20 protein-coding genes are annotated in these 21,973 nt (G+C 43.4%); 9 read left to right on the top strand and 11 right to left on the bottom strand.

Annotation, left to right across the window (positions count from 1 at the left end; translation table 11 throughout):
• Positions 1–143: 143 nt before the first annotated feature.
• Positions 144–1,529: a cysteine--tRNA ligase gene (cysS, locus tag OCW38_RS09365; protein ID WP_010440031.1), complete on the top strand. Its 1,386-nt coding sequence runs from the start codon at positions 144–146 to the stop codon at positions 1,527–1,529.
• 102 nt (positions 1,530–1,631) lie between these two features.
• A complete protein-coding gene (locus OCW38_RS09360) occupies positions 1,632–2,210 on the top strand; it encodes a thymidine kinase (protein ID WP_004734584.1) in 579 nt (192 codons plus the stop codon).
• A 135-nt stretch (positions 2,211–2,345) separates the two neighbouring features.
• Here OCW38_RS09360 and OCW38_RS09355 read toward each other — a convergent pair whose 3' ends face one another.
• The 3 genes from OCW38_RS09355 to OCW38_RS09345 all read right to left on the bottom strand — a co-directional run bounded on the left by OCW38_RS09355 (position 2,346) and on the right by OCW38_RS09345 (position 4,197).
• Positions 2,346–2,936, bottom strand: coding sequence for a YdcF family protein (locus OCW38_RS09355; RefSeq protein WP_016768566.1), 591 nt, complete (start codon positions 2,934–2,936; stop codon positions 2,346–2,348).
• Positions 2,937–2,997: 61 nt separating this feature from the next.
• On the bottom strand, positions 2,998–3,852 hold the full coding sequence (locus OCW38_RS09350) for an NAD(P)H-binding protein (protein WP_010440036.1): 855 nt from the start codon (positions 3,850–3,852) through the stop codon (positions 2,998–3,000).
• A gap of 114 nt (positions 3,853–3,966) precedes the next feature.
• The gene (locus OCW38_RS09345) at positions 3,967–4,197 is read right to left on the bottom strand and encodes a TIGR02647 family protein (RefSeq protein WP_010440041.1); all 231 of its coding nucleotides are present in this window, start codon (positions 4,195–4,197) and stop codon (positions 3,967–3,969) included.
• A gap of 259 nt (positions 4,198–4,456) precedes the next feature.
• On the opposite strand from OCW38_RS09345, the gene OCW38_RS09340 reads away from it, so the two are divergent.
• Positions 4,457–5,761: a hypothetical protein gene (locus tag OCW38_RS09340; RefSeq protein ID WP_016786269.1), complete on the top strand. Its 1,305-nt coding sequence runs from the start codon at positions 4,457–4,459 to the stop codon at positions 5,759–5,761.
• 362 nt (positions 5,762–6,123) lie between these two features.
• Positions 6,124–6,966, top strand: a complete 843-nt coding sequence (focA, locus tag OCW38_RS09335) for a formate transporter FocA (protein WP_010440048.1) — start codon at positions 6,124–6,126, stop codon at positions 6,964–6,966.
• Positions 6,967–7,284: 318 nt separating this feature from the next.
• Here focA and OCW38_RS09330 read toward each other — a convergent pair whose 3' ends face one another.
• A complete protein-coding gene (locus OCW38_RS09330; protein ID WP_010440050.1) occupies positions 7,285–8,079 on the bottom strand; it encodes an ABC transporter permease in 795 nt (264 codons plus the stop codon).
• 437 nt (positions 8,080–8,516) lie between these two features.
• Between OCW38_RS09330 and torE the strand changes: the two genes are divergently transcribed.
• The 3 genes from torE to torA are packed head-to-tail and all read left to right on the top strand — an operon-like array spanning position 8,517 to position 12,418.
• Complete coding sequence (torE, locus tag OCW38_RS09325; protein ID WP_010440051.1) at positions 8,517–8,699, top strand: trimethylamine N-oxide reductase system protein TorE; 183 nt, start codon at positions 8,517–8,519, stop codon at positions 8,697–8,699.
• Positions 8,700–8,749: 50 nt separating this feature from the next.
• Positions 8,750–9,931 (top strand): pentaheme c-type cytochrome TorC, encoded by a 1,182-nt coding sequence (gene torC, locus OCW38_RS09320; RefSeq protein WP_010440053.1) that lies wholly within the window; start codon positions 8,750–8,752, stop codon positions 9,929–9,931.
• Between the two features lie 24 nt (positions 9,932–9,955).
• Positions 9,956–12,418, top strand: coding sequence for a trimethylamine-N-oxide reductase TorA (torA, locus tag OCW38_RS09315; RefSeq protein WP_010440056.1), 2,463 nt, complete (start codon positions 9,956–9,958; stop codon positions 12,416–12,418).
• Positions 12,419–12,761: 343 nt separating this feature from the next.
• Here the strand turns inward: torA and OCW38_RS09310 are convergent, their stop codons facing one another.
• Positions 12,762–13,976 (bottom strand): putative manganese transporter, encoded by a 1,215-nt coding sequence (locus tag OCW38_RS09310; protein WP_046208851.1) that lies wholly within the window; start codon positions 13,974–13,976, stop codon positions 12,762–12,764.
• Positions 13,977–14,177: 201 nt separating this feature from the next.
• Between OCW38_RS09310 and OCW38_RS09305 the strand changes: the two genes are divergently transcribed.
• Together OCW38_RS09305 and OCW38_RS09300 are read left to right on the top strand one after the other, a co-directional pair.
• Positions 14,178–15,083, top strand: coding sequence for a manganese-dependent inorganic pyrophosphatase (locus OCW38_RS09305; RefSeq protein ID WP_010440060.1), 906 nt, complete (start codon positions 14,178–14,180; stop codon positions 15,081–15,083).
• A gap of 150 nt (positions 15,084–15,233) precedes the next feature.
• Complete coding sequence (locus OCW38_RS09300; protein ID WP_010440063.1) at positions 15,234–15,623, top strand: DUF2750 domain-containing protein; 390 nt, start codon at positions 15,234–15,236, stop codon at positions 15,621–15,623.
• Positions 15,624–15,826: 203 nt separating this feature from the next.
• Here OCW38_RS09300 and OCW38_RS09295 read toward each other — a convergent pair whose 3' ends face one another.
• Genes OCW38_RS09295 through sapA form a run of 6 tightly spaced genes read right to left on the bottom strand, consistent with a single transcriptional unit; the run spans position 15,827 to position 21,880 of the window.
• Positions 15,827–16,606 (bottom strand): DUF2927 domain-containing protein, encoded by a 780-nt coding sequence (locus tag OCW38_RS09295; RefSeq protein ID WP_010440066.1) that lies wholly within the window; start codon positions 16,604–16,606, stop codon positions 15,827–15,829.
• A 35-nt stretch (positions 16,607–16,641) separates the two neighbouring features.
• Positions 16,642–17,424, bottom strand: a complete 783-nt coding sequence (locus OCW38_RS09290; RefSeq protein WP_010440070.1) for a peptide ABC transporter ATP-binding protein — start codon at positions 17,422–17,424, stop codon at positions 16,642–16,644.
• Complete coding sequence (locus tag OCW38_RS09285; protein WP_010440073.1) at positions 17,421–18,422, bottom strand: peptide ABC transporter ATP-binding protein; 1,002 nt, start codon at positions 18,420–18,422, stop codon at positions 17,421–17,423. The genes OCW38_RS09290 and OCW38_RS09285 overlap by 4 nt, the downstream gene beginning before the upstream one ends.
• Complete coding sequence (locus OCW38_RS09280; RefSeq protein ID WP_010440075.1) at positions 18,422–19,309, bottom strand: ABC transporter permease subunit; 888 nt, start codon at positions 19,307–19,309, stop codon at positions 18,422–18,424. The genes OCW38_RS09285 and OCW38_RS09280 overlap by 1 nt, the downstream gene beginning before the upstream one ends.
• Positions 19,296–20,258: an ABC transporter permease gene (locus OCW38_RS09275; protein WP_010440077.1), complete on the bottom strand. Its 963-nt coding sequence runs from the start codon at positions 20,256–20,258 to the stop codon at positions 19,296–19,298. The genes OCW38_RS09280 and OCW38_RS09275 overlap by 14 nt, the downstream gene beginning before the upstream one ends.
• On the bottom strand, positions 20,258–21,880 hold the full coding sequence (gene sapA / locus OCW38_RS09270) for an ABC transporter substrate-binding protein SapA (protein WP_016784624.1): 1,623 nt from the start codon (positions 21,878–21,880) through the stop codon (positions 20,258–20,260). The genes OCW38_RS09275 and sapA overlap by 1 nt, the downstream gene beginning before the upstream one ends.
• Positions 21,881–21,973 lie beyond the last annotated feature (93 nt).

The following is a 21,973-nucleotide window of genomic DNA, read 5'->3' as shown; positions in this document are numbered from 1 at the left end:
ATGTTGGCGGACTTTCAAATCACCAAATCATTCACTTAACTCAGATGTTTGAGGTAATTCCTGCTTTGGGGGATTACCTATTAAGGTATGACTTGTTATACTGCGAGCTTATTTTTGATTAATCCATAAAATAGATAGAGATCATGCTGAAGATATATAACACGCTCACAAGACAGAAAGAGGAATTCAAACCAATTACAGCTGGCAAAGTCGGTATGTATGTCTGTGGGGTAACCATATACGATCTCTGTCATATTGGTCATGGCCGTACGTTCGTTTCTTTCGACGTAGTAACTCGTTACCTTCGTTACCTTGGTTACGATTTGAACTTCGTTCGTAACATTACTGATATCGATGACAAGATCATCAAACGCGCTAACGAAAACGGCGAGTCTTGTGATTCTTTAACTGAGCGCTTGATTGGTGAAATGCATGCAGATTTCGATGCATTGAATATGAAACGCCCAGATGTAGAGCCTCGTGCAACAGAATTCATCACTGAGATCATTGAGTTAGTAGAAAAGCTAATTCAACGCGGCTTTGCTTACGTAGCAAGCAATGGCGATGTGATGTTCGAAGTTAAGAAGTTCGATGAATACGGTAAGCTTTCAAAGCAAGACTTAGATCAGCTTCAAGCTGGTGCTCGTGTCGATGTTGACTCTGCAAAACGCAGCCCATTAGATTTTGTTCTTTGGAAAATGTCTAAGCCAGGTGAACCTACGTGGGAATCGCCATGGGGTCCAGGTCGTCCAGGTTGGCACATTGAATGTTCAGCAATGAACTCTTCTATTCTTGGTAATCACTTCGATATCCACGGCGGCGGTTCAGATCTACAATTCCCTCACCACGAAAACGAGATTGCACAATCTTGCTGCGCACATGGTACTCAGTATGTAAATACTTGGATGCACAGTGGTATGGTAATGGTAGACAAAGAAAAAATGTCTAAATCATTAGGCAACTTCTTCACGATTCGTGATGTGCTAGCTCATTACGATGCCGAAACGGTACGTTACTTTCTAATGTCTGGCCACTACCGTAGCCAACTAAACTACAGTGAAGATAACCTAAATCAAGCACGTGCTTCATTAGAACGCCTCTACACGTCACTTCGTGGCTTGGATCTAACAGCAGCTCCGGCTGGTGGTGAAGAATATGTAACTCGTTTCTCTACTGCGATGAACGATGATTTCAACACACCTGAAGCTTATTCAGTGCTGTTTGAAATGGCTCGTGATATTAACCGTATCAAGACAGAAAGTATTGAAAAAGCAAGCGCTCTCGGTGCATTGATGCGTGAACTTGCCGACATCATCGGTATTCTTCATCAAGACCCAGAAGCTTTCCTTAAAGGTGATGCTGCTGGTAATGACGACGAAGTAGCAGAAATTGAAGCATTGATTAAGCTACGTAATGATTCTCGTGCTTCAAAGGATTGGGCTAACGCTGACCTTGCACGTGACAAGTTGAACGAGTTGGGTATTGTTCTGGAAGATGGTCCAGAAGGCACGACTTGGCGTCGTAAGTAAACTTTATAAAAAAGGGCTGATTTTCAGCCCTTTTTTCTAGCAAAAATTCTTTAATTTCACCTTTGCTTTTATCTTCAGCTTTTAATTAACAGGAATATTTCTGTGGCTCAGATGTATTTTTATTACTCGGCAATGAATGCGGGTAAATCAACAACGCTTCTTCAATCTTCTTTTAACTATCAAGAGCGTGGTATGACGCCAGTGATCTTTACCGCAGCGTTAGACGACCGCTATGGTATTGGTAAAGTGAGCTCACGAATTGGTCTGCAATCTGAAGCTCAACTGTTTAAAAACGACACTAATATGTTTGACGCTATCCAAAAACTTAATGAAGAAGAAAAGCGTCATTGTGTTTTGATCGATGAGTGTCAGTTTTTATCGAAAGAGCAGGTTTACCAACTAACAGAAGTCGTAGATAAGCTGCACATTCCTGTACTTTGCTACGGTTTGCGCACTGACTTCTTGGGTGAGCTGTTTGAAGGTAGCCGTTACTTATTGTCTTGGGCCGATAAGTTAGTTGAGCTGAAAACGATTTGCCACTGTGGTCGTAAAGCGAATATGGTGATTCGTACTGATGAGCACGGTGTTGCGATTGCTGAAGGTGACCAAGTGGCCATCGGTGGTAATGACCAATATGTTTCTGCTTGCCGTCTGCACTACAAAGAAGCGTTAGGTAAATAAACGGCTCTTTGGTTGATTTTGCTTAGAGAACAAAGCAAAGATTAGCAATCTAAAGTAAAAAGCTAAGAATAATAAACGGTGGCCAAGTGCCACCGTTTTTGTTTCCTGAAACGTACTATTACGTTACCTAAAGCTTTATTCTAAACCCAGTTTCTTCAATACTTTGTAAGCATGGTCAACGTCATCAGGGATTGGCATTTCAATCTGAAACCCTTGAGCAGGGTACGTTTTGATTCTTTCAAAGTCGGCAACTAAAGCCCCTAGTACCATGTCCAGTGGCAACTCTTCGTTAAAGTAATCGACCCAACTTTGCCATTGCGAAGTCACTCTAATTTCCGCCGCCTGTTCTGGCCATTGTTTGCTGAATGTTGCGTAGGTACGTTTTTCCATAAAGGGCTTTTGTACCAAGGTCAGTCGCTTCGGTGATAGCCCACGTTTTGTAAGCAAGTCATAGGTAAAACGAACATTTTCGCCAGTATTAGTCGCGTGTTTTTCAATCAAAATGTCTGAATCAGGTACTCCACAATCTCTGGCAATAGCGGCAAATGTTTCAGCTTCTGAGCATTCAAAATTTCCCTCAGTAAAACGTCCCACTCCGCCTGAGAAAACGATGTAAGGCGCTACTTTTTGGTGATAGAGATCTGCCGCGTATTCAGCAACCCGAGTATCGTTGCTACATAACACAAAAATGCAGTCTGAAGTTTCTACGTTATGGTTCATCGACATAAAATTCCAAAGGATGTCTATGGAACGATGCAATTTAACCTTAGGGTTTATAATCGATAGTTCAGTCATGAAGTGCGTCCAGTGTGGAATTGAACTTAAACGAGTAGCCTAAGTCGAGAATCTTTTTCGAAGAGATCAGCTTGTCTGGTGTATCAACAATGGGCGGTAAAGGTTCACTACTGTTGGCGCTTTTCAATGCCGCGGCATAAAATTCCGCCTTACTGACCGTATTTGGCGTCGTCACGTTGACCACTTCGTTGTGCAGCTGACTAATAGCGAAGTCGACCGCGTTAATTGCGTCATCAAGGTGAAGCATGTTGGCGGGAGCCTGAGAGCTGACTTGTCTAAGTCTACTGGCAAATCTTGACGGATGACGATTCGGACCAATTAATCCACTAAAGCGAAGAATGGTATAATCGATACCTGAATCAATCACTGACTGCTCAGCTCGCAACATGACTCGTGCGTTATCAGAAAATGAAGGTGCATGGCCGTTATCTGAGTTTGATAGATTCAGTGACGCATCCGGTTCGTGCAGAACGCCGGGCTTAGTAGGGTAGACCGTTGTTGAACTGACCATGAGCAGTTTCTTTATGTTAGCTTTTTTGCAAGCCGTCGTTAACTGTTTCCAGTAAGTGGCATACTCTTGTCCTGCGCCTTTTCTAAAGCCTGGAGGGAAGCTGCCAATGACGATTTCAGTGTTGTTTTCCAGTAGGAGTGAGTAGAGTCGGCCAATAGAGCGTTCAGGTTGCGCGGCATCAAAACTGAACACTTCACAAGGAATGCATTCGTTGCCAATAGCATCAGCGCCTGACTGAGTGGTCTTCGTAACGACGACTCGGTGACCATGTTTGACGAGATGTTCAGATAAGGGGACACCAACCCAGCCTGCACCAACAATAAATATAGAAGCCATGTGTTCCTCACAACTGCAAATGACGAATTTACATTAAGCCTAACAAACCTTTGGCTAAAAATGAAAAAACTCCACGGCCGAAGCAAGTGGAGTTTTTTCTAGAACAATCGAGCTTTAGTTTAGTACGCGAATGAGCTTATCTGCGCGTTCTGCCATCTCGATACCTTCATCTGTTAGGTAACCGCCGTCTGGCTGAGTGCAAAGGTTTTTTTCGAATAGGCGCTTAACGGCGTCTTGAGTTTCTTGAGCAGCCTCTTGATGAACTTTAATTCCGGTAGCAGCGCTACTTACATCAAATTGAAGAAGGAGGTTTAAATCAGCAATATGTTCAGCGTTGTACTTCATAATTAACCTATATATTCATAACGTTCTCTACCTTCACCTTAGTGCGCATTGACAGCTCAGGCAATAGCAAATAAATAGAATTGATAAGTGATACCAAATTGAATGATTAATCATCGCATGAAGGACTTATTTTGGTTAAATTGGGTAATTTACACACGTTTACATCATGAGTGATGTCTATTGCTAAGTGGTTGTAATATATTGTGTGACTAGAAAGATATTGCATGCAGCTAATATTGTACAAAAAGGAAATGCATCAGTGAGAGTTAACAAAGTAGCATTGGTAATTAGTATGCTATTTGCTATCTCAGGTTGTCAAAGCACACCCTCAGAGCAGACAGACGCGAACCAAATCACAAATAATAATGAATCTACAACAGAGGTCCGTTCTTTTCAGTCTCTCCAAAGTGTTTACTCCCAATGGGAAATTAAACTTGAAGATCATGCTCAATTGTCTCTTTATGCTCCGGAGAATTACCATGAACTTCTAGATGCATGGGATGATGCTGAAAATATTTATGCAGATTTACTGAAAGATGAGAGTCGATTATCTAAAAGTTATTCGATTTTCTCGAGCCTAACTTATGCCGAAGCTTTTGATGAAAAAATTGCTCTGATCAAATCTAACTATGATTCGATTTTAGTTTTGAAGAAAAAAGCCGATCGAGTGCTAGCCGATTCGATAGTACAAATGGAATACCTTCAGTTTCTTGGTGCGGACACCATGTTTACATCGAGCTATAAGAAGTTGTATTCAGAGTACAGCGAGCTATTCGAATATGTATTGGTTGATGAGTTAGAAGATGCTCAGGAAGCACAGATCGAATTCCTCAATAGTGCTCGTCTGTTAGAAGTCAAAGTTGCTCATAAAAAATATATTGAGCCTTTGAAGAACGAATTAGAATTTTTGGAAGACGAAGATTTTGATGATGTGGTTCCCTTAACGTTTGCAAAGGCCGCTTCTCAAATAGCATTAGCTGAAAGCCAAGTGAAAGCGAGCCCACGCGAAAAATCGATTATTGAAGATGCCGTTCAAGCTGCAGAGTTTGAATTGAACCATGTACGTAGTGTAGCGCACGAAGTAAAGCTACTTGCGAGCGTGAAAGGTGATCGATTTGAGCAAACGGTATTGAATGCAGAGAACCAATTGTTAAGTATTTCTCAGGTAATTAATGACAAGGACTATCGTGATGTTGTGTTGCGCCTCCAATCTCAAAAGATTGTTGCTAGCGTTAAGGTATTAAAAAGTTCGGATATGACATCTTTATTAAAGTCAGAGATTGAAGCTTTGACTGAACAATTAGTTAAGTTAGAAAGCGATAATCAAAAGCAAGCTCAGCAATTGTTTGAAGCGACTAAGCACAATGAGTTATTAGGTGAGCAGGTCACCAAGAGCGATGCACACATAAAGAGCTTAGAAGAGCTGGTGGATAGTTTGAAAGGATTAGATGGTAAAGTTGCTAACGGAAGCGATTCTGATCTTGTTCCTTCTAACGTTGAATCTAACCTTGAAGATGAGACTTTAACACAACCATCAGAAGAAGTGATTGAGCCAGCAGTTTAGCATAACTAATGTCTTTATTTGTGACTGACTTAAAAGCGCCTAAGGGCGCTTTTTTACGTTCTGTTGATCTATATCAAAATCTCTAAATAAAAGCCCGTTAAATACGGTTAGAGTGTACGTTATTCTTTTGGTTTTTTCGTAACCTGTTGATATTTATGGATGTGTTATTTTTATTGTTGATAACGATTCATTCATAATAGTTTTGATTTTACTACTAAAGTCGTATGAAATTTTAATATCATTCAGAATTTAGTGCTTTATGCATAGTTAAAGTGAATTTGTGAGAAAAATAGCCCTTGAATTAAGAAATGAAAGAGAGGATTATCGCGCTCCCCGACAACATGTTTCAAAATGTAAATCACATGAATCTAAATCAATTTGACTCATTATTACCGCCACAAATGGCTGAGCGCGCTGCAGATATTGGCGTAGGTAAAGCAACCAAAGATCCCATTAAATCTTTTCTTCTCGCTATTTCTGCGGGTATTCATATCGGTATTGCCTTTGTATTCTATACCATCGTAACGACGGGTGCGGGTGATTTACCATGGGGTATTACTCGCTTATTGGGTGGCCTTGCATTTAGCTTGGGCTTGATTCTAGTCGTCGTGACTGGTGGTGAGCTATTTACTAGCTCTGTTTTAACGTTAGTGGCAAGAGCGAGCGGAAAAATTAGCTGGCGTACCCTGATGAAGAACTGGGCTACGGTTTATATCGGTAACTTGATTGGCGCGTTGCTACTAGTAGCTTGTATGCTTCTGACCAAACAATACATGTTCGACAACGGACAAGTGGGCTTGAATGCCATGGCTATTTCACAACACAAGATGCACCATGATTTTATCCAAGCTATCGCGTTAGGCATCATGTGTAATGTTTTGGTTTGTATTGCGGTGTGGATGACATTCAGTGGCCGTACATTAACGGACAAAATCGCAGTAATGATTTTACCTGTCGCGATGTTCGTGTCGGCAGGCTTTGAGCACTGTATTGCGAACATGTTCCAAGTACCACTCGCTATCGGAATTAAAACCTTTGCTCCCGCTGAATTCTGGACAATGACGGGTGCTAACCCTGCCGACTATGTTGACCTAAACATGATGGATTTCTTAATGAACAACCTGTTACCTGTGACTTTAGGCAACATCATTGGCGGCGGTATCTTTGTGGGTATGTGGTATTGGCTAATTTACTTACGCGATTAATCCAGTTTACAAAATTAACTCGGGTTCAGTAAAAACGCTGAACTGACTTATGACATTTACAAGACGGTCTGCATTGCAGGCCGTTTTTTATTTGTGGAAAACTTACTTATTCATTTCTCTAATTATTGAAACGAACGCCCAACAACGCTGATTTTCATGTGTGTATATGTCTTTGAAAACCCCCAAGGATCAATGGCAATGATCTTTTGTTGAGTCAAAGTGACCAAAAAAGGATCGATGTTGATTTGGTTATCCACAATTTCTGTGGATAACCTGTCTCAAATTCGGTGAGTAACCAGAACTGAGGGGAGGAGGTAGCTAGTTTGTTGGTTGTATACGGGCGAGAACTCGACCTTCTTTTGTTAGAGAGGTCTTCAAAGCTAGGTGAAGTGAGAGTGCCAAAGAACAGCTCATCATCACGAAAATCGCCAACATGATCATAAGCTGATATTTGATAGCAATCATTGGTGAAGCACCACCTAGGATTTGTCCTGTCATCATTCCTGGAAGTGTCACTAAGCCTGTGGTTGCCATGGAAGCCATAATAGGAGACATCGCCTTCTGTATAGCATTACGTATAAAAGGCGCTGCAGCATAGGTTGGAGCAGCGCCTAAAGCGATTGCCGCTTCATATTCTGACTTCTGCGTCTCAAAAGCGCCAAACAAGTTCTGCAGTGCCACAATATTACTGCTCAAGCTATTACCCAATAACATTCCTGCGATAGGTATAAGGTATTGCGCGTTCAAAATCGGTGTCGGTTTAATAATAAAGAAGCAGATAAACATGACTACGGGCACACATGTAACAGAGAGGCTCACGGCAACTGGGGCCAAAAGTAGGTTTTTCGGTAGTTTAGACTTTTCAACAATCGAGCTTGCACCGACGATTATCATGGTGAACAGCCACAATACATTGATCCACAAACTGTTCAGAGTGAACAAATATTCTAGGTAGAGACCGACAAGAAACAGCTGCACAACCATGCGAACAATACCGATAAAAGCTTCTTTGCCAAGGCCCAGTTTTAGCCAGTAATTTATCCCTATGGGGAGTACTAGAAGTGTACTGAATAACAACAATTGCCACCAAGATATATCAATAACGTCTTGCATAGTGCTTCCTTTTAAGTGGATACACATCATATATGAAAGTGTTAAATGATGCATTTTAGCTTCATTCCAGCTTACTCAAAAAACACCCAATGATTTAACAAACAAAACACAAAACATTGGTGATTTTAGGCTTTTTTAGCTACTACTTAGTAGGTAAAAGGTTAAAATTGGTTGCTAAATAGTTGCGCAAATGTTTGTTTTTAACATTTGTGAAATATACTTAATTCTTCACATTTGTTAATAGTTTTTAATAACTTTGTTTAACTGAAAACAAGTTTGGATGAGCTCAAAAAAGTATTGATTAGCAAGGGTTATAACGGGGGATTTGATTGAACCTTACTTTGTGTATGGTCTAAAATTTGTTGTTAGATACTCAAGAACTTTAGCTCCTTAGAATGAGCTACTCAGAATTACTAAATACAAAATAGGCAAAATGTATGAGTGATGTTAAAAAAATTGAAACTGGCGAAAAACGCTCGTTGGAGTGGAAGTCATTCCTCTTCATTGCGGTTGTTCTCTTTCCAATATTAAGTGTGGCTTTTGTAGGCGGTTACGGCTTCATAGTTTGGGCACTGCAAGTATTTGTATTCGGACCTCCTGGTGCTCATGGCGGCATGTAATGCCCTCTAGTAACAACATTTTTTAAAATCAATATTTAAGAGAGCTAAACATGAAATCATTTTTAGTTAAATTATGGCGCACAATGACTCGCCCAGCAGTACACATCAGTCTTGGTGTACTAACTATGGGTGGCTTTATCGCCGGTGTTATTTTCTGGGGCGGTTTCAATACAGCGCTAGAACACACAAATACAGAAGAGTTCTGTGTAAGCTGTCACACTATGCGTGACAACGTGTACGTAGAGCTACAAGAAACGGTTCACTGGAAAAACACTTCAGGTGTACGTGCAACTTGTCCTGACTGTCACGTTCCACATGAATGGACAGCAAAAATTGCTCGTAAGATGCAAGCATCTAAAGAAGTATTCGCTCAAGTATTTGGTGACCTAGACACACCAGAGAAATTCGAAGCGCGTCGTATTGAACTGGCTAAACATGAATGGGATCGTTTCTCTTCGAACAAATCTCTAGAGTGTAAAAATTGTCACAACTACGATTCAATGGATTTCGACAACATGCGCCCAACAGCGCGCATTCAGATGAAAAACGCAGCAGAGCGCGACCAAAGCTGTGTTGACTGTCACAAAGGTATTGCTCACAACCTTCCATTAGATATGGCATCGGCAAGCGGTATTGTTGGTGAGCTAGAAAATGTTGCAAGCAGCACATCTTACGCATCGGGTAGCGACGTTATTTCTATTCGTCATCTTCCAATGTATACAGATGAGACTGCTGAAGTTGAAGCGGGTCTACTAAGCCCTGCAAGTAAAGTTGCTGTGATCGATGAAAAAGGCGACATGATCAAGATTCAAATTGACGGTTGGCGTAAAGCGAAAGGCTTCGGACGTGTAATCCAAGAAGACTTCGGTATGAATATCTCGACTGCAATCTTGACGAAAGAAGTCTCTCAAAGTGACGCAATCACTGTTGGTGAGAAGAAAGAAGATGAGCTTACTGGCCTTCCATGGGAAGAAGTTAACCTAGCACTTTGGATGAAGAAAGAGTCTATGGTTGATAACTTCGATCCAATCTGGAACGCAGCGGGTCAAGCGTACCAATCTAACTGTTCAACGTGTCACTCACAGCCAGATGAAGCTCACTTCAGCGCTAACGGTTGGGTCGGTATGCTAGATGGCATGATTGCATTCGTTAACTTCGATACAGATACAGAAGCACTTGTTCTTAAGTATCTACAGAAGCACTCATCAGATTTTTCTGAAGGCCATCACTAATAAGACGTCAATTGGAGTAACACAATGGCAATTACAAGAAGAAGTTTTCTGAAAGGTGTCGCTACAACAAGTGCGGCATCGGTTATCGGTCCAAGCTTATTGGCGTCGGCATCAGCGTCTGCTGCAGAAACAGACGGCGCGTGGAAAGTCTCTGGTTCTCACTGGGGTGCATTCCGAGCTCGTGTTTACGCGGGTAAAGTACAAGAAATTAAACCTCTAGAAATCGATCAGCACCCAACAGAGATGCTGAAAGGTATTAAAGGTATTATCTACAGCCCATCTCGTGTGCGTTACCCTATGGTTCGCCTAGATTGGTTGAAGAAGCACAAGTACAGCGCTGACACGCGTGGTAACAACCGTTTCATTCGTGTGACTTGGGATGAGGCACTAGATCTTGTTTACCGCGAACTAGAGCGCGTACAGAAAGATTACGGTCCATGGGCACTTCACACCGGTCAAACTGGTTGGAGACAAACAGGTCAGTTCCACAGCTGTACTAACCACATGCAACGTGCAATGGCACTTCACGGTTACTCTGTGAAGAAAATCGGTGACTACTCAACAGGTGCTGGTCAAACGATCATGCCTTATGTGTTAGGTTCGACCGAAGTTTATGCACAAGGCACATCTTGGGAACTTATCTTAGAAAACAGTGACAATATTGTTCTTTGGGGTAACGATCCAGTGAAAAACCTTCAAGTAGGTTGGACATGTGAGACTCACGAGTCGTTTGCATATCTAGAACAGCTGAAAGAGAAAGTTGCTAAGAAAGAGATCAACGTTGTTTCTGTTGACCCTGTTAAAAACAAAACAGGTCGTTACCTAGAAAACGAGCAAATGTACATCAACCCACAAACTGATGTGGCGTTCATGCTAGGTGTTGCTCACGTTCTTTATAACGAAGACTTGTACGACAAAGAGTTCATCGAGACTTATTGTTTAGGTTTTGAAGACTTCATCAAGTACGTTCAAGGTGAAACGAAAGATAAAGTTGAGAAGACTCCTGAATGGGCTTCAGCTATCTGTGGCGCAAGCGCGGATTCAATTCGTGACTTCGCTAAGATGCTGGTTAACGGTCGTACACAGATCCTTGTGGGTTGGAGTATCCAACGTCAACAACACGGTGAGCAGCCTTACTGGATGTGTGCAGTTATTGCAGCAATGGTTGGCCAAATTGGTCTTCCAGGCGGTGGTATCTCTTACGGTCACCATTACTCTGGTATCGGTGTATCTTCAACTGGTTTCGCTGCTCCGGGTTCTTTCCCGTTGAACATCGACCAAGGTCAATCGCCTAAACACACCAACACAGATTACAACGGTTACAGCCGTGTAATCCCTGTTGCTCGTTGGGTAGATAGCTTGCTAGAGCCTGGTAAGAAGATCAAAGCGAACGGTTCTACAGTAACACTACCTGACATCAAGATGATGGTATTCAGTGGTAACAACCCGTGGCACCACCACCAAGATCGCAACAAGATGCGTAAAGCATTCAAGAGCCTACAAACGGTAGTAGCTGTTGATTTCGCTTGGACTGCAACTTGTCGTCACTCTGATATCGTGCTTCCAGCATGTACTCAGTGGGAACGTAACGATATTGATGGTTACGGTGCGTACTCTGGCCGTGGTTTGATCGCAATGCACAAGCTAGTGGATCCTCTGTTCCAGTCTAAAACTGACTTCGAGATCATGTCTAGCCTTACTAAACGTTGGGGTCGTTACGACGATTACACGCGTGGCATGGACGAAATGCAGTGGGTTAAATCTCTGTACGACGAATGTCGTGCTGCTAACGAAGGTAGCTTTGAAATGCCTGAGTTTGCTGAGTTCTGGGAAAAAGGTTTCCTAGACTTCGGTAAAGGCAAGCCATGGACTCGTCACGCTTCATTCCGTGAAGATCCAGAGATCAATGCACTAGGTACTCCTTCTGGTTTCATCGAAATCACAAGCCGTACTGTTGGTAATATGGGTTACGAGCACTGTCAAGAACACCCAATGTGGTTCGAGAAATCTGAACGTTCACACGGTGGTCCAGGCTCTGACAAACACCCGTATTGGCTACAATCTTGTCACCCAGACAAGCGCCTTCACTCTCAAATGTGTGAATCTGAAGAGTGGCGTGCGACTTACGCGGTGCAAGGCCGTGAGCCAATCTACATCAATCCAGTAGATGCTAAGAAGAAAGGCATCAAAGATGGCGATGTAGTACGTGTGTTCAATGACCGTGGTCAACTACTGGCAGGTGCTGTTCTAATGGATAGCTACGCTCCTGGTGTTGTTCGTATCGAAGAAGGTGCTTGGTATGGTCCGATCAACGAGAAAGTGGGCGCGCTAGATACTTACGGCGATCCAAACACACTAACTCAAGACATCGGTACGTCTGAACTTGCTCAAGCGACTTCAGCAAACACATGTTTGGTTAACTTCGAGAAGTTCCAAGGCAAACTACCTCCAGTAACTTCATTCGGTGGTCCAATCGAAGTTTCTTAAGTTCTTGTTAAGCAGCCTAGCTTCTTAGTTGGGTAACTTAAGTACGAAAGCTTGAATTAAAGCCCCTGTAAGCATTCTTACAGGGGCTTTTTGTTTTTCTAGTGTACGTGTTGGGATTTCTAACTAAGCATTGTCACAGCGCCAATTTAGGGTGTTTTTGATACAGGCTTTAATGTGTGTTTGAGGTAGTTTGTCGAAGCAATGAAGCAGTAAGGGAATGTAAAAATAACCTGTTATAAGAACTTAGACCGATGGAAAAAAGGTCAATACAAAGTACTGACCTAATAAAAACCTATTGGAGAAGCTTGAACCTGGGATATAAAGCGGAGCCCTAAATAGAAACTTAAGCTTCGAACATAAACCAATAACCGTATGCGCAAATCAAAGCAGGAACACTCGAATAGAAGGTCGCGACAAGCGCTGCTTTCGGTGCCATTGCAATCGCTGGGAATAGCGCATCACCATCATTCGAAATAGCGTTACCGACCTGAGCCGAGAGTGGTAGTGCGCCTGAGAGATAAAGGCTAGTCACCAATAGCTGAGGACCACAGCCAGGTAATAACCCCATCAACACACCCGCCAGGGGGATCATCATGCCCCAACTCGAGAATAGCGTCGCAAAATCCACATTTGCTATCACAGAGCCAAATTCAAAGAAAAGAAAGGCCACCACAACCCACGCTGTTACGAAATTAGTATCTTGAGCCGTTTTTTGTAGTGGATGAGAGCCCACACACTTTTCGTCTTCACTCACGGCAGATTTGTAATCCTCAATTTCACGGGTCAGCCCCCACAGAAACATGGAGCTGATCAGCAAAATTGTTCCTGCCCACTCCATCGACATTTCAGGCAAAGCGAGTAACTCGTTAACATCGACTTGAAAAGAGCCGAGTAGGGCAACGGCAGCACCAGGAACAATCAGTACAGACCAAAGGTAACCTTGTAGGTTTATCGCTTTTTTAGAGACCGCTTCTTTGTCTTGAGATTGAGAAGCGCAGCTGTTAGTGACTTCACTTTTTTCTGCCGGTTTCGGGCGTAAGAAGTCGTCGGCGTGAAATAAGTTAATGATTCGGCCTGACGCAGTGCCTACAATGACGCCCATCGCCATCATGGCTAAACCTGTCTTAGGCTCGCTCGCTATGAGTAGGAACGCCGCGTCACCCATGGTCGAGACGAGCACCGCAACCACGGCACCAAATCCGAGTTTTCCTGAGATAAATTGTGTGGTCACCACTATCGCACCGCCACAGCCGGGTAGCGCCCCCATGAGAGCCGCGAATACCACTTGATTTGAGCGAGATTGATGAACGAGCTTGTTGAAGACGTTATCTTTGTTGATGTAGAGGCTTAACCAGTGGTAAATAGCCAAGGTTAACGCGACGTAACAAGACACGGCCCAGAAGGCATCTGACAAAGTGGTCACCGTCAATTCACGTGTGGCAGGGGCTGCCACTAAGGCTACAAGTGAGATAGGCAATAGCAGTCGCTTAAATGAGAGTGAAAACTGAGTTGTTTTCGAAGCACGATTGCTTGGCAAAAAAGAGATTAGTCGATCCATAGGTGTTACTCAAAATTAGTGGCTTAAGATAAATATATACGAATGATAATAATTATCAATTGCATTTGTTGTTTTTTTATCTATTGTTACTATTGGTTAAACCTACGAAACATGACCAATCTAAAAAAATGAGGTAAAGTATGGCCAATAAAGAGAGGCTCTAAAGGTAGAGTCATAATTGTTAGTGTAATAGGAAGAAACATGATTTTAGTTGTTGGTCACAAAAACCCTGATAGTGACAGTATTTGTAGTGCGTTAGTTGCAACTGAGCTTCTTAAAGCTCGTGGCGAGGAAGCGACACCAATTCGCCAAGGCGAGATCAACCGCGAAACTCAACACATTCTAGAAGTCGCTGGTGCTGAAAAGCCAGAGCTTCGTACTTCTGTTGCTGGTGAGAAAATCTGGCTAGTTGACTACTCAGATCTAGCACAAGCACCAGATGATGTTGCTGATGCAGAGATCGTAGGTATTGTCGATCACCACCGTCTAGGCGATGTGATGACAGTTAACCCAATGGAAGCTTGGATCTGGCCCGTTGGTTGTACAAACACTGTACTATTCAACATGTTCAAGATTGAAGGTCACGCTATCTCTCAACAAATCGCTAAACTAATGATGTCTGCAATTCTTTCAGACACTGTCGGTTTTGCTTCTCCAACATGTACTCAAAAAGACAAAGACGCCGTTGCTGAGCTTGCTGAAATCGCTGGCGTGACTGACGTTGATGCATTCATCAAAGCGCTTCTAATCGCTAAGACAAACATCGAAGGCCTATCTGCTGCACAGCTAGTAGAAAAAGACCTTAAAGGCTACCCATTCAACGGTCGTGATGTTGTTGTTGGTCAAGTTGAACTTGCGACTCTTGAGCAAGTAGACGGCATGATCGAAGCATTAGAAGCGGATCTTGAAGAGCGTTGTGAGAAAGACGGTCTAGCATTCGCTGCGGTAATGCTAACAGATATTACTACTGCACAAACTCGTCTACTTTACAAAGGTGAGTGGGCTGAGAAATTGGTTAAGCATGAGCAAAATGGTGTATTGATGATGGAAAATACATTAAGCCGTAAGAAGCAAGGTTGGCCTTGGCTTCAAGGCGAGCTAGCTTAATCAAGTCGCTTTAATAGTAAACGCCTGCTTATCTAGCAGGCGTTTTTCTTTGAAGTCGACTTTCTTCTTCAGAGGTATTAGTTGAAGTTAAGAACACTCGGCATAAAATAACTTTAAGAACAAAGTTACTGACTAAAGTAGGAAATTAAGATGACTACACAGCTAGACGATAAAAAAATCGCTGAAATCAACAAGTATACGGGTGAGCAACGCTTAAAATACTGTGTGAAAGAAATCGTAGCGAACCGTGAAGTATGGATCTTAACCGATGAGCACGGTTGTGTAATGTTGAACACAGAAGATGAAGATTGTGTTCCAGTATGGCCAAACCAAGAGTTCGCAGAATCGTGGGCAACGGGTGATTGGTCTGAGTGTAAAGCTGAGTCTATTTCGTTGAACAAGTGGCACAGCCGCTGGACGAACGGTCTTGAAGACGATGAACTTGCTGTTGTGGTATTCCCGAACGAGCAAGAAGAAGGTGTTATCTTGTTCCCGGATGAGTTCGACTTCGAGCTGAAGAAACAAGCGACTAAGCGATAATCCTCTCGTTAAACGGTAAGTTAGCGTTGCCTTCCTTTAGGCAGCGCTGTTGCTCTCTTTCTGATACTACGCTTCAACACTCAGCCACCAAATGAATACGTGTTAAAGTCGGTGCCTGCTTCTTTGCCCATCACCCATTTCTACGTCTAATGACCACCTTTTCATCCAGCAACTCCCTTTTCGTCTAGTAACGACCGCTTAAATTAGTATCCTATGAGCTGATATAAAGGAGCCTGTTGCGCGTTCTTTGACGCTTGTTGAAGTACGCTTGTTTTGCTGTACCTCTCGAGTATCTTTCGAACGATAGGTTTTACTTCAGATTTTGTCATTCCAGCTTTCAGCTCGGGTTCATACAGTAGTTGCAGTAGCACCACATCTAAAGGTGATAATAAGTCTTCTGGTGTATGGTCATTGAAAATAGAAGGGTATGCCTTATCTGAATCATTAGGCAGGCCGAGAACTTGTGTGATCTCTTCTACGATACATGCGACCAGCTTGCCTCGAGATCTGGCTTGATCCACGGGAATAATAACGCCTGCATAAACAATCTCTCCTTTTGAATTTGTACGATAGCCTGCGGTACAGATAGCGCTGCCCAAATGTTGAGTCGATTTAAGTTTGAGTATCGATTTGGCTTCGGAGACCCACTGGCTTTGTCTTGTGTATATCCACTTAACATTGGCATCGGACTCTTTAGTGACTATTTCAATGGGGTGCCGGGTAACCTGAGATAGGTGTTGAATATGGAGTTCTGCAAGCTCTTGATGCAACTCTTTGTCGCCAACTCGATGGTCGATCCAAATTTTGATCGGTTGGGTCCATTTAGCGAGTGGTTTGTTTCCTTCGGTATATTCGTGTTGAAGTGCAACATTATAAAACGCTGTTTCTACAAAGGTTTTATCTAGCCAGGTGAGCGATGTGCTTGCAACGTTAAAGGAAAACAGCCCGAGCAAGAGGGGAAGCATTGAAGCTATTCGTAACATACCTTTCCCCTTTGTAAAATATATCGCGATATGAATTAATGGCTCGGCGCTTTGGAAAAATGGCTCTCAACTAATCGTTGCGTGATTTGGTGAGTTGGATTGGTCAACACTTGATCCGTTTCTCCACTCTCAACCACATTACCTTCGTGCATCACGATGATCTTGTCGGTAATGTGTTTAACAATACCGAGGTGTTGAGATACATAAACGAACGATACTCCCATCTCTTCTTGTAGTTCTAAGAAAAGGTTGATGATTTGAGAGCGCATCGCCATATCCAAACCATTCAACGCTTCATCGGCAACAATGATTGATGGTTGAAGTATCAGCGCGCGAGCCAAACAAACCCTCTGTTTCTGGCCCGCAGCAAGCATCTGAGGATAGAAGTAGGCATGTTCTGGTAACAGGCCAACACGCAATAGTGTGTCTTTCACACGGCGCATTCGGGCTTCTGGTAGCATGTTGGTGTTTCGCTTCAATGGGCCTTCAAGAATACGACCAATCTGTATGCGAGGGTTAAGTGAAGTATTGGGATCCTGGAAGATCATGCGAATCAGCTTACAGCGAGTCGAATAATCTTTGTGTTCTAGCTTTTCACCATTCACACGAATCTCGCCCGCAGTGGGCTCAACCATACCGGCTAGCATTCTTGCTAATGTCGACTTTCCTGAACCATTCTGACCGATAAAGCCAATTGTTTGTCCGGCTTCAAGGGTAAAACTTACAGGCTTCACTGCTTGATGAATCTTTTTACGGAAAAGACCAGAGCGAGTCGTAAAGTCTTTAGATAGATCACTGACTTCTAATAATGCACTCATGATTTCTTTTTCTTCTCCATATTCAGAGGGAAGTGACAGTTAAACTTATGGTTTTTAATTCGCTTGGTATGCGGGATCTCTACACATTGCCTTTGTGCATATGGGCAACGAGGCCCCAATCGACAACCAATAGGTAGATGTTGTAATGGTGGAATCGATCCTGGCAATGACTGTAATTTTTCTTTGTGAGGGATCCAGTTATTGAAGTCTGGCATCGCTTTCAACAAAGCAACGGTATAAGGGTGTTTTGGTGCAGCCAACAATTTCTGCGTATCCGAAGATTCGACCGATTGACCACAGTACATAACGGTAATGCGAGTTGCCCACTGAGTTATGGTGGTTAAGTCATGGCCGATCAGTACGATAGTTGTGTTGTTAATCTGGTTCATGCGGCTCAATAGGCGCAATATTTGAGACTGAGTTATCGGATCCAAATCGTTAGTAGGCTCGTCAGCTATCAGCACTTTAGGTTTAGCTGCGATGGCCATTGCAATCATGATCTTTTGACACTCGCCATCGGTTAACTCGTAAGAGTAGCTATCCATCAAGCGAGAGTGATTTTTGATACCGACTTTGTGCAGCAGGGCGATTGCTTGTTTCTTACGCCATTTAAATCGTTGCCACCAGCGACCGTCGAATGCATGGGAAGGAATTGATTCAATGAGCTGGTGTCCCACTTTTTCCGATGGGTCAAGACAACTCGATGGTTCTTGGAATATCATCGCAATATCGCGTGCAATTACACGACGCCTTTCTTTAGGCGTTAGTTGAAGTAGGTCGATATTGCCTAAGCGCATTCGATCGGCTGATACTTTCCAGTTTTCCTTACAAACACCTACGATAGCTTTGGCGACCAAACTCTTACCTGAGCCTGATTCACCTACAAGGCCACGAATTTCCCCTTCATTTAGGGTAATACTCATCCGATCTACAGCTTTAACCAACCCTTGAGGAGTCTCAATTTCGATGGTTAGATGTCGAATATCAAGTAACGGCATTATTCGATTCCTGCATTTAGTGCTTGGCGAACACCTTCACCGACGAGGTTAATTACGATCACTGTAAACATAATGGCGAGGCCGGGTAGCGTCACTGTCCATGGTGCAAGATAAATCAGCTCTACAGAGTCACCTAAGATAGAACCCCACTCAGTGCTCGGCGCTTGAGCGCCAAGCCCTAAGAAACCTAAAGCGGTGATATCTAAAATGGCAACTGACAGTGCTAGCGTAATTTCAAGTGCGACGACGGTGAGAATGTTGGGAACAATCGAATTCCATAACAGATAGAAATCGTTTGCACCATCAAGGCGAGAAGCCAGAATATAGTCTTTCTCTACCTCAGCATGCACAGCAATGTAGACCGAGCGGATAAAGCGCGGTATAAGCGCCAAACATATCGCTAGTAAGATATTAAATTCACCGAAGCCTAAAAAAGCCACAAAAATAATCGCTAGCAGCAGAGACGGAATTGACATAACGGTATCGAGCAGGTGATTAAGTGTGCTTGATAGTAGCCCACGAGTCATACCTGCGAGCACGCCAATTAAACAACCAATCACAGCAGCAATGAATGTGATGACAACAGCAGCACCGAAGGTCAACTGAGAACCAATAATGAGGCGAGAAAGGATATCTCGGCCCAAGTCGTCGGTACCTAGGAAATATTCCACCGTGCCTGCTGGATCCCAAGATGGCGGGGTTAAAAGGTGACCTGTTTGTTCGTGGGAATCGTGCGGTGCCAACCAAGGCGAAGTGACCGTGATTAGGATGATAAAGACTAAGCACCACAACCCGAACATCGCGAGGTTATTACCACGAAAGCTGCGCCAGAAACGTTCGAACTGGGTTGGAACTTGCTCTTCTTGGTAGACGTTATTTGTTAGCATACCATTCCTTCCTTACCAGTGGGTTAACCATTGCGCCCAATAGATCGGACAGAATGTTTGCGGTCAAAACCAGTGTCGCTACTACAATTACGCCAGCTTGAATCGAAACGTAATCTTGATTCGAAAGAGCATCTAGCAACCATCGGCCAATACCAGGCCAGTTAAAGATGGATTCGGTAATAATAGCGAGCGTTAACATACTTGATAGTTGAACGCCGACTTTCGGAATGATCGGTGGGATCGCATTTCTTAATACGTGTTGCATGACGATCTCTCTGGTAGACAGACCTTTAATACGTGCCGCGCGGATGTAGTTTTGCGTCATCACTTCAGCCACCGATGATCTCATCAGTCGGATAACTTGAGTTGTCGGGGCTAACGCTAAAACAAGACAAGGTAACGCCATATGCTCGATAACACTTTGTAGTGCATGTGCTCGGTATCGACCTTCTGCAAAAAAGGCATCGATCATGGCAAACCCAGTTACGTGTTCAATCTCGTAAAGCAGATCATAGCGACCGCCAACAGGGAACATTTCAAAGTGCAGTGAAAACACCATGATCATCAACAACGCGACCCAAAATATAGGAGCAGAGTAACCTGCCATTGAGGTAAACGAGATCGTGGTATCGACCAATTTACCTTGTCTCATACCGGCGATGGTGCCGAAAGGAATGCCAATAAATAGAGCCAGAACGAAAGCAAAGAAACACAGTTCTAACGTTGCTGGGAATACGATGGCAAGTTCATCGATGATAGGTGCACCGTGTTTACTTAGGCCAAAATTAAGGGTCGATAACTCTGTAATATAGCTAATCCAACCGGGCCAGAAATCTTGAATTGCCCAAGGAGAAGTTTGGTCTAGTCGAAGTAGCGAAAAGCCCACTAAAGTCAGGATCGCAAGCGTAATAACAAATAAATTTACACGTCTTAATGTATACCAAAACATCAGTTCACCTCTCTTCTGACTTGATCAAAAGGTTGAGCGTTGAACGGGCTCTGTTTGAAACCGGTCAGTGAACGGTCGTGGACGCGGAATTGCACGCCGTGTGCGAGAGGTATCACAGGAACTTCTTCGTTCAATATGTTTTGGGCTTGTCGATATAGGTTCACACGGTGCCTTTGTTGATTTATTTCCAAGGCTAAGTCGAGAAGGAAATCAAAATCCGAATTACACCACATAGAGACGTTTAGCCCGGCACGTTCAGAGCTGCAAGAGAGTAAAGGACGCAAGAAATTATCAGGATCTCCGGTATTGCCTATCCAACCAGTAAGAAGCAGATCTGTTGAGGCAATCGATGATAGCTGTGTACGGTCGAATCGGTCGTCGGTATAGAGTTTCAGTTCAACACCGATATCGGCAAAGTTAGCTTGGATAAGCTCTGCCGTTTTTCTCGGGCTTGGGTTGTATGCTCTTGGTTCTAGAGGTACCCACATTGAAAGCTCTAAACCTGGTTCAACACCGGCTTCTTTAAGAAGCGCTAAGGCGTAGTTTCGGTCATAGCGAACCTGAACGCTGTCTTTCTGATGAGCCCAAGACGTTGGTGGCAATAAGGTGTAGGCCTTGGTACCTGTACCGTAGTACACAGAGTCGAGTATGTTCTGACGATTGATTGCTAAATTGAGTGCTTTACGGACTCGAGAGTCACGCAGTGCTGGGTGTTCAGTGTTAAGCGCAATGAAAGAGACATTGACAGCAGGGGTTGCTGAAATCTTTAATTCTTCACGGGCTTGAATGACTGGGATCTGGCTAGAAATTGGCGAGTTCAAGACATCACACTCATTGCGAAGCAGCTTGGCAAGCGTGCCTGTTCCACGTTGCGATGTGTCGAATACAACTTGGTCCATTTGAACGTCACCTTTCCAGTAACGCTTGTTCTTTTTCAAGCGCACTAGATCGTTGATCTGATATTCATCTAGGTAAAAAGGACCAGTACCAACAGGTTTAGAATCGATCTCATTTTTCTCGTCAGTCGCAATCAACTTGTTGGCGTATTCTTTGGAATGAATCACCGCGTAACTGGTGGCAATATTGTTGAGGAACGAGTTGTCTGGGTGGCTTAATCGGAATTTTACCGTTAGGTTATCAACTGCAGTGATATCGACAATTAAGTTTTGGAAATCGATGCCTGCAAACCATGGGTATAGGCCGCCACCCACATAATGGAATGGGTTCGAACTATCAATGATTCGTTCAAAACTAAAGACTACGTCTTCCGCGTTCATGCTGCGAGTTGGGGCAAACCAGTCTGTGGTTTGAAACGCAACATTGGGGCGAAGAGTGAAAGTGTACTCAGTACCTGACTTGTCGACAGACCAACTTGTTGCCAAGTTCTCTTTTGGTCGGTACGTCATAGGGTCAAGCGTTAGCAGTGTGTCGAAAATTTGAGGGCTCAGTGACTCAGAAGTAATGCCACTATCAACCAGTTGTGGGTTGAAGGTGCTAGGATTACCTTGGCCGCAATAGATGAAGCCTTTTTCACGGATTTGTTCGTGATCGACACTCTCACCACATCCAGCTAAAAAGCTCAGCGTACAGATGCTCAGTGATAGTCTTATTAGTGCTTTCATAAAAAGAAATACTTTTCGAAACGAGGCATTAGAGGAGCCTCAAGATCCAGACAATTTAACATTTTATTTATTCGGCTCCAAATAATAATCAAG

This window comes from Vibrio cyclitrophicus (genome assembly GCF_024347435.1).
GTDB classification, from domain to species: domain Bacteria; phylum Pseudomonadota; class Gammaproteobacteria; order Enterobacterales; family Vibrionaceae; genus Vibrio; species Vibrio cyclitrophicus.
The sequence above is the reverse complement of the archived record's forward strand: the minus strand, read 5'-3'. Positions and strand labels throughout refer to the sequence as shown.

Excerpts from the sequence above, each read along its gene's own strand:
- cysS (WP_010440031.1), top strand. The coding sequence starts at position 144 with ATGCTGAAGATATATAACACGCTCACAAGACAGAAAGAGGAATTCAAA.
- OCW38_RS09275 (WP_010440077.1), bottom strand. The coding sequence starts at position 20,258 with ATGTTTTGGTATACATTAAGACGTGTAAATTTATTTGTTATTACGCTT.
- OCW38_RS09295 (WP_010440066.1), bottom strand. The coding sequence starts at position 16,606 with ATGTTACGAATAGCTTCAATGCTTCCCCTCTTGCTCGGGCTGTTTTCC.
- OCW38_RS09280 (WP_010440075.1), bottom strand. The coding sequence starts at position 19,309 with ATGCTAACAAATAACGTCTACCAAGAAGAGCAAGTTCCAACCCAGTTC.
- OCW38_RS09330 (WP_010440050.1), bottom strand. The coding sequence starts at position 8,079 with ATGCAAGACGTTATTGATATATCTTGGTGGCAATTGTTGTTATTCAGT.
- focA (WP_010440048.1), top strand. The coding sequence starts at position 6,124 with ATGAATCTAAATCAATTTGACTCATTATTACCGCCACAAATGGCTGAG.
- OCW38_RS09305 (WP_010440060.1), top strand. The coding sequence starts at position 14,178 with ATGATTTTAGTTGTTGGTCACAAAAACCCTGATAGTGACAGTATTTGT.
- OCW38_RS09300 (WP_010440063.1), top strand. The coding sequence starts at position 15,234 with ATGACTACACAGCTAGACGATAAAAAAATCGCTGAAATCAACAAGTAT.
- OCW38_RS09310 (WP_046208851.1), bottom strand. The coding sequence starts at position 13,976 with ATGGATCGACTAATCTCTTTTTTGCCAAGCAATCGTGCTTCGAAAACA.
- OCW38_RS09345 (WP_010440041.1), bottom strand. The coding sequence starts at position 4,197 with ATGAAGTACAACGCTGAACATATTGCTGATTTAAACCTCCTTCTTCAA.
- OCW38_RS09285 (WP_010440073.1), bottom strand. The coding sequence starts at position 18,422 with ATGCCGTTACTTGATATTCGACATCTAACCATCGAAATTGAGACTCCT.
- OCW38_RS09355 (WP_016768566.1), bottom strand. The coding sequence starts at position 2,936 with ATGTCGATGAACCATAACGTAGAAACTTCAGACTGCATTTTTGTGTTA.
- OCW38_RS09290 (WP_010440070.1), bottom strand. The coding sequence starts at position 17,424 with ATGAGTGCATTATTAGAAGTCAGTGATCTATCTAAAGACTTTACGACT.
- OCW38_RS09350 (WP_010440036.1), bottom strand. The coding sequence starts at position 3,852 with ATGGCTTCTATATTTATTGTTGGTGCAGGCTGGGTTGGTGTCCCCTTA.
- torA (WP_010440056.1), top strand. The coding sequence starts at position 9,956 with ATGGCAATTACAAGAAGAAGTTTTCTGAAAGGTGTCGCTACAACAAGT.
- sapA (WP_016784624.1), bottom strand. The coding sequence starts at position 21,880 with ATGAAAGCACTAATAAGACTATCACTGAGCATCTGTACGCTGAGCTTT.
- torC (WP_010440053.1), top strand. The coding sequence starts at position 8,750 with ATGAAATCATTTTTAGTTAAATTATGGCGCACAATGACTCGCCCAGCA.
- torE (WP_010440051.1), top strand. The coding sequence starts at position 8,517 with ATGAGTGATGTTAAAAAAATTGAAACTGGCGAAAAACGCTCGTTGGAG.